Source organism: Roseibium aggregatum IAM 12614, from assembly GCF_000168975.1.
GTDB lineage: Bacteria > Pseudomonadota > Alphaproteobacteria > Rhizobiales > Stappiaceae > Roseibium > Roseibium aggregatum.
Genome location: NZ_AAUW01000045.1, coordinates 1 through 5,014 on the forward strand (window position 1 = coordinate 1; position 5,014 = coordinate 5,014).

Below are 5,014 nucleotides of genomic sequence, written 5' to 3' on the forward strand. Positions count from 1 at the left end.
GGGCCGTATCAAACGGCCGGATTACCTGGTGGGCATTCCCCACGCCGGAATGATGGCCTTTGATGTCAAGGCCAAGTCCGCCTATGACGAATGCCTGCTGTTCGACCCCGCCGAAATGGACAAGCTGGCCTGCTTTTCCGCGTATTTTCATGTGTCAGTGAGCTTTGCGTGCCTCGACCTGGACGACCCCGGCCGGTTCTATTGGGTGCCGCTGGCCGGTCTCATCGGCCGCGATACCGAACGGCGCGGCAAGGCCCGCGTGGTGCCTTTCCCCCTGGCTGACGCCCTGGCCGTGGACATGAGCGACCCGTTCATTCCGGCTTACGCCCGGTTTGGCCAGAAATCCCTGGGGTTGTAATTGATATGCTGTTTTGGTGTGCAAACTTCGGAACCAAGGTCTAGCCAACACGACTCAGTGATTTAATCTGGTGAAGAAAACATCAGGACGAATCAATGGGACGACCACAGACAGATAGGCAACACTCACGGTTGACCGTATCTCTCGACGAGGATGCTTATAAGCAGGTCTGCGATATCGCAACTCGCAACGATGTATCCGCTGCTTGGGTCATACGTCGCGCTGTGAAGGAGTTTCTGGAGAAGGAAAAACCAGAAATCGCCGTTGGTCATGATGCAGAAGAACAAAGACAAAGCGCATCATGAGTCAGAAAAGCGACCTACCCTTCGGCAGTGAATTCTCACCATCACAGGTTAAATTGCCTCGTGTGCTCGAGATGGCAAACGAGCATGGTGGTGATTGGCACGCCTTTGAAGACGCCGTGCGCGCAGAGTATTTCCAGGGGCATAAAACCAACGACTACAACCGTGGCAAGCTGGCGAACAACACCAAACTCGGGATGATTGCCTACGGCATCATCGATCGCGACGCGAACCTGACCGACTTTGGTAAAGAGCTGCTCGCCCTGAAAGCTGACAAGAACAAGCTCTATGCCCGCCTGGCGAAACACATCCTGCTGAATCTCCATGGAATGACGATGGTGCGTTGCATCCAGGACATGATAGCCGCAGGTGAACAAGTGAATCTCACCACATTGCGGGAGGGGCTGGCCGCACGGGGTGTTCACTACCCGTCAGGTGGTAAACACCCAAGTATGATGCGGTTATGGCTCGCAAAGGCCGGAGTTTTCGTCGGTTCGCGATGGCAGGTAGACCCCCACAAAATAGAAGATATCCTAGGCCTCAATCCCGATGAATTTGAGGTTCTGGCCGATTTCACGCCGGAACAGCGGGCCTTTTTGAGAGCTCTCGCGAATACCGGCATGACAGCTCCCCAGCCTGCCAATGAAATTGCGCGTCTTGCGACGGCCACGTATGGCGTCAAGTTTCCTGAAAAGAGCCTGCCCAAACTGGTGCTCAATGCCCTTGAAGAAGCTGGCTACATCACTGCCACAAAGACAACGACCGGCCGAGGCGCAAAGCCGTTTCAGGTTGCTCCGACCGAGAAGCTCATCGCCGATGTGGTTGAGCCACTTTTGGAGCAGTTGAAAGGTCAGACGGACCCGAAATTGCTGGCGCTCCTGCGCACCCCCCTCTCCGGTATTCTCGAAGAGATGGAGAGTGAAGACCGTTACAAAGCGGGGCTCGCACTGGAAGCCCTGGCTTTCAAAATCATGTTCTTCCTGGATATGACCTATGTGGCGACCAGGTTGCGGGCAAACCAAACAGGCGGTGCCGAGGTTGACCTGATTTTTGAATCCGCTCGTCTCGTGTTCTCTCGCTGGCAGGTGCAGTGTAAGAACACAGCCAGAGTGTCCTTGGACGATGTGGCCAAGGAAGTTGGCCTCACCCACTTCCTCAAAAGCAATGTGATTGTGATTGTCACTACCGGCGAAATCGGGGGAGAGGCGCGGCGCTATGCCAATAAGATTATGGCGGATTCAAACATGGCTATCGTTATGCTCGATGGCAGTGACCTGGCTGCCATCAGCGAGAGCCCTGCAACGATTATCAGGTCTTTCGAACGAGAAGCCCGCCACGCCATGAATCTCAAAAAAATTACACTTTAAGGAGGGGAATGATGCCCAAACCCAAAGCCCTAGTCCCCTACCTCAAGACCGGCCTCGGCAAGATTTTTCACGCCGACAGTCTGGAGGTCATGGAGCGTATGGACGACGCTTCAGTGAACCTCATCATGACCAGCCCCCCCTTCGCTCTGACCCGAAAGAAAGACTATGGGAATGAGCAGGAGGACGCATATCTTGAATGGTCCGCGATTTTGCAGTGCAGTTTCACCGTATCTGAAGGATGACGGCAGCCTGGTAATTGACCTGGGCGGGGCTTGGAAGCCTGGCCTGCCGGTGCGCAGCCTTTATCATTTTAAGCTGCTCATCATGCTTTGCGAGGAATACGGTTTTCACCTGGCACAAGAATTTTATTGGTGGAACCCATCCAAACTTCCCACCCCGGCCGAGTGGGTGAACGTGCGCCGCATCCGCGTTAAGGATGGCATCAACACAGTTTGGTGGCTTTCTAAAACACCGTGGCCACGGGCGACGAACCGGCGTGTTTTGCAGCCCTACAGCGACAGTATGCGGCACCTGCTGAACAACGGTTATCAAGCGAAGCTTCGACCGTCAGGTCACGACATCAGCGAAAAATTCGCAATCGATAATGGCGCGTCTATCCCACCGAACTTGATTGCCTTGCCAAATACCGAAAGCAACAGCAGCTACATGCGCTATTGCAAAGAGAAGGGTATCACGGCACATCCGGCCCGGTTCCCAGCTGCTCTTCCCGAGTACTTCATTCGCATGGTCACTGACCCCGGTGATGTTGTCCTGGACCCCTTTGGTGGCAGCTGTATCACCGGAGAGGTTTCCGAGCGCCTAGAGCGTAATTGGATATGCGCTGAGCTCCGAGAAGGCTATCTCGAAGGAGCCCGAGGCCGTTTTGAGAACCCGATTTCTCAGCCGAAACCCAAGCCCGGAAAGAAGGAAGACGAAGGGTTCTACCGGATATCTCATCCTGGTTTGTTGTGGAATGGACATGACGAGCGTGCGACAGCTCCCCTGCCCTCAGATGGCGGTCAAAAACGAGAAGAGAAGGCAAAACCCAAAAAGCAGCCATCCAGGAATAGAAAACCGGCCACATCCAGCACAGCTCTAGTTGAGCAGCTGAAGGGATAAAACATGGCCCGGCTTACACGCAAATCAGACTTGCTAAGCCGATTGAAGAAGCGTTGCAGCTGGGCGGCTGGAGCTTGCTCTATCTTACCAAAGGTAAGCACCCTGCCCGTTACAGCGTTTTCAAAGACGGCCGGGGGGGTATTGTCCGGGTCTATATTTGGAACATAACCCACGGCGGTGCTGGCCGGAAAAAAGAGGAATATCGAATCCAGGTGACGGGCTTCGATAAATTCGAGCCGGAGCCGAAGGGCCGGACATTGATACTCGGTTGGTGGGAAGATGTGGGGGTATTTGCTGGTTGGGACTATCGTCACCACACCGGCAAGCTCGGCGGTTCGCCGTCTATGCAGGTTTCCGAAGAGGCACTGCGCAAGGCCCTGCTTTCCGGTTTCTCTCCCTACATCAATCAGAAAGGGGAGACGGCAATCGCATTCCGGCCTGACTTTGCGGGCACCTACGTGGAGTTTCTGGAATCTCTGCACGATAGCGGTGCAATTCCGAAGGAGGCTCAACTCTTAGACAAGCTCAGCGAAGACCCTGACGATGTTTCAGATGCGGACATTGATTCAGAAATAGACGCAAAGCGAAAATTCGCGGTCCACGCGGCGAAACGTGCCTTGCGGGCAAATGACTTTTCTCGACGTGTGCTCGGAGCCTATCAGCATCGATGTGCCATGTGCGACATGCAGCTGCGTCTCATCGACGGGGCACATATCGTGCCTGTCGAACACTCCGGCAATGACCAGACCAGCAATGGCATTGCCTTATGCGCATTGCATCACCGGGCTTATGACCGCAGCCTGGTGACGTTCGACCCGGATTTTAAGGTGCATGTAAACGAAGGTTTGGTGAAAAGGCTGGACGCCGAAGATAGGGCCGGAGGTCTAAAAGACTTCAGGGATAGACTACGCCCGATAATCAACCTTCCTCCCGACAAGAAAGACCGGCCTAAATCACTATTTGTAGCAAGAGCTAATTCTCTAAGAGGGTGGGCCTTAAAGTAGAAAATTAAGGAGATTAACGTGAGTTGGAAAAATTTGATGTCCAGATGCTTTGGTGAGGCAGATGCCAAATTTGCTCTTCATGCAGCGGATGAAGCGCGGGCCAAGGAGGCTATTAAAGAAGCGAAGGCAGAAGGGGCTTCTTTTGAAGATTTTGAGAAGGAAGTACTTTGGCATTGCTATCAAAAGGTGAAGCACGACAAATTTCTAGAACATGTAGATGAGCAAGTTAAAGTCGCGAAAAAGCTCTGGCACTGAACAAAGTCAATACTTCTAAGCTCAAACTCCCGACACTTCCATTTGGGTATACCTCAAGAGAAGTGGGTCAACGGCACTTCGATAAATAGTGTTTGACGACTTAAATCGAAGGACTCACAATCGAACCACTTAAATCGAAGTGAAAGTCCCCTGCCCTATGTTCATCCGCGCTTACCTCCGGGCCAGCACCAAGGAGCAGAACGCGGCACGCGCCCAAGACGAACTGCAGGCGTTCGCGGTCGCACGGGGTTGGACGATTGCCGCCAACTATATCGAGAACGAGAGCGGTGCCACTCTCAAGCGTCCGGAGTTGTTCAGGCTCCTGGCGGATTCCCATCCTGGTGACGTTCTCTTGGTGGAACAGATTGACCGTCTTAGCCGTCTTACCGCCAAGGATTGGGAGCGCCTCAAATCTGAAATCGCCACCAAGCAGGTGAGGATTGTGGCACTCGACCTGCCAACCTCATGGGTAATGTTGACCGCCGAGCAGGACGACCTGCACAGGCGCATCTTCGAAGCCATTAATAGCATGATGCTGGATATGCTCGCCGCTATCGCCAGAAAGGACTACGACAGCCGGAGGCACCGTCAAACGCAGGGCATCGAGGC

At 53.8% G+C, this 5,014-nt stretch carries 8 protein-coding genes; all 8 read left to right on the forward strand.

Features of this window, described 5'->3' with window-relative positions:
• Positions 1–358 (forward strand): hypothetical protein (locus SIAM614_RS30275; RefSeq protein WP_006940615.1); only part of this gene is annotated, 358 nt, incomplete at its 5' end.
• 95 nt (positions 359–453) lie between these two features.
• Positions 454–663 carry a ribbon-helix-helix protein, CopG family gene (locus SIAM614_RS31710; RefSeq protein ID WP_081455404.1) on the forward strand — a complete coding sequence of 70 codons (210 nt, stop codon included), beginning with the start codon at positions 454–456 and terminating at the stop codon, positions 661–663.
• Positions 660–2,027: a restriction endonuclease gene (locus tag SIAM614_RS31060; RefSeq protein WP_050789542.1), complete on the forward strand. Its 1,368-nt coding sequence runs from the start codon at positions 660–662 to the stop codon at positions 2,025–2,027. The genes SIAM614_RS31710 and SIAM614_RS31060 overlap by 4 nt, the downstream gene beginning before the upstream one ends.
• Before the next feature lie 11 nt (positions 2,028–2,038).
• Positions 2,039–2,269, forward strand: coding sequence for a hypothetical protein (locus SIAM614_RS32680; RefSeq protein ID WP_198137433.1), 231 nt, complete (start codon positions 2,039–2,041; stop codon positions 2,267–2,269).
• The gene (locus tag SIAM614_RS30290) at positions 2,220–3,146 is read left to right on the forward strand and encodes a DNA-methyltransferase (protein ID WP_198137434.1); all 927 of its coding nucleotides are present in this window, start codon (positions 2,220–2,222) and stop codon (positions 3,144–3,146) included. Before SIAM614_RS32680 ends, SIAM614_RS30290 begins: the two co-directional genes overlap by 50 nt.
• A gap of 74 nt (positions 3,147–3,220) precedes the next feature.
• Positions 3,221–4,150 carry an HNH endonuclease gene (locus SIAM614_RS30295; protein ID WP_157140189.1) on the forward strand — a complete coding sequence of 310 codons (930 nt, stop codon included), beginning with the start codon at positions 3,221–3,223 and terminating at the stop codon, positions 4,148–4,150.
• Positions 4,151–4,168: 18 nt separating this feature from the next.
• The gene (locus SIAM614_RS30300; RefSeq protein WP_157140190.1) at positions 4,169–4,405 is read left to right on the forward strand and encodes a hypothetical protein; all 237 of its coding nucleotides are present in this window, start codon (positions 4,169–4,171) and stop codon (positions 4,403–4,405) included.
• Positions 4,406–4,562: 157 nt separating this feature from the next.
• Positions 4,563–5,014: recombinase family protein (locus tag SIAM614_RS30305; RefSeq protein ID WP_006940627.1), on the forward strand; the 452-nt coding region annotated here is incomplete at its 3' end.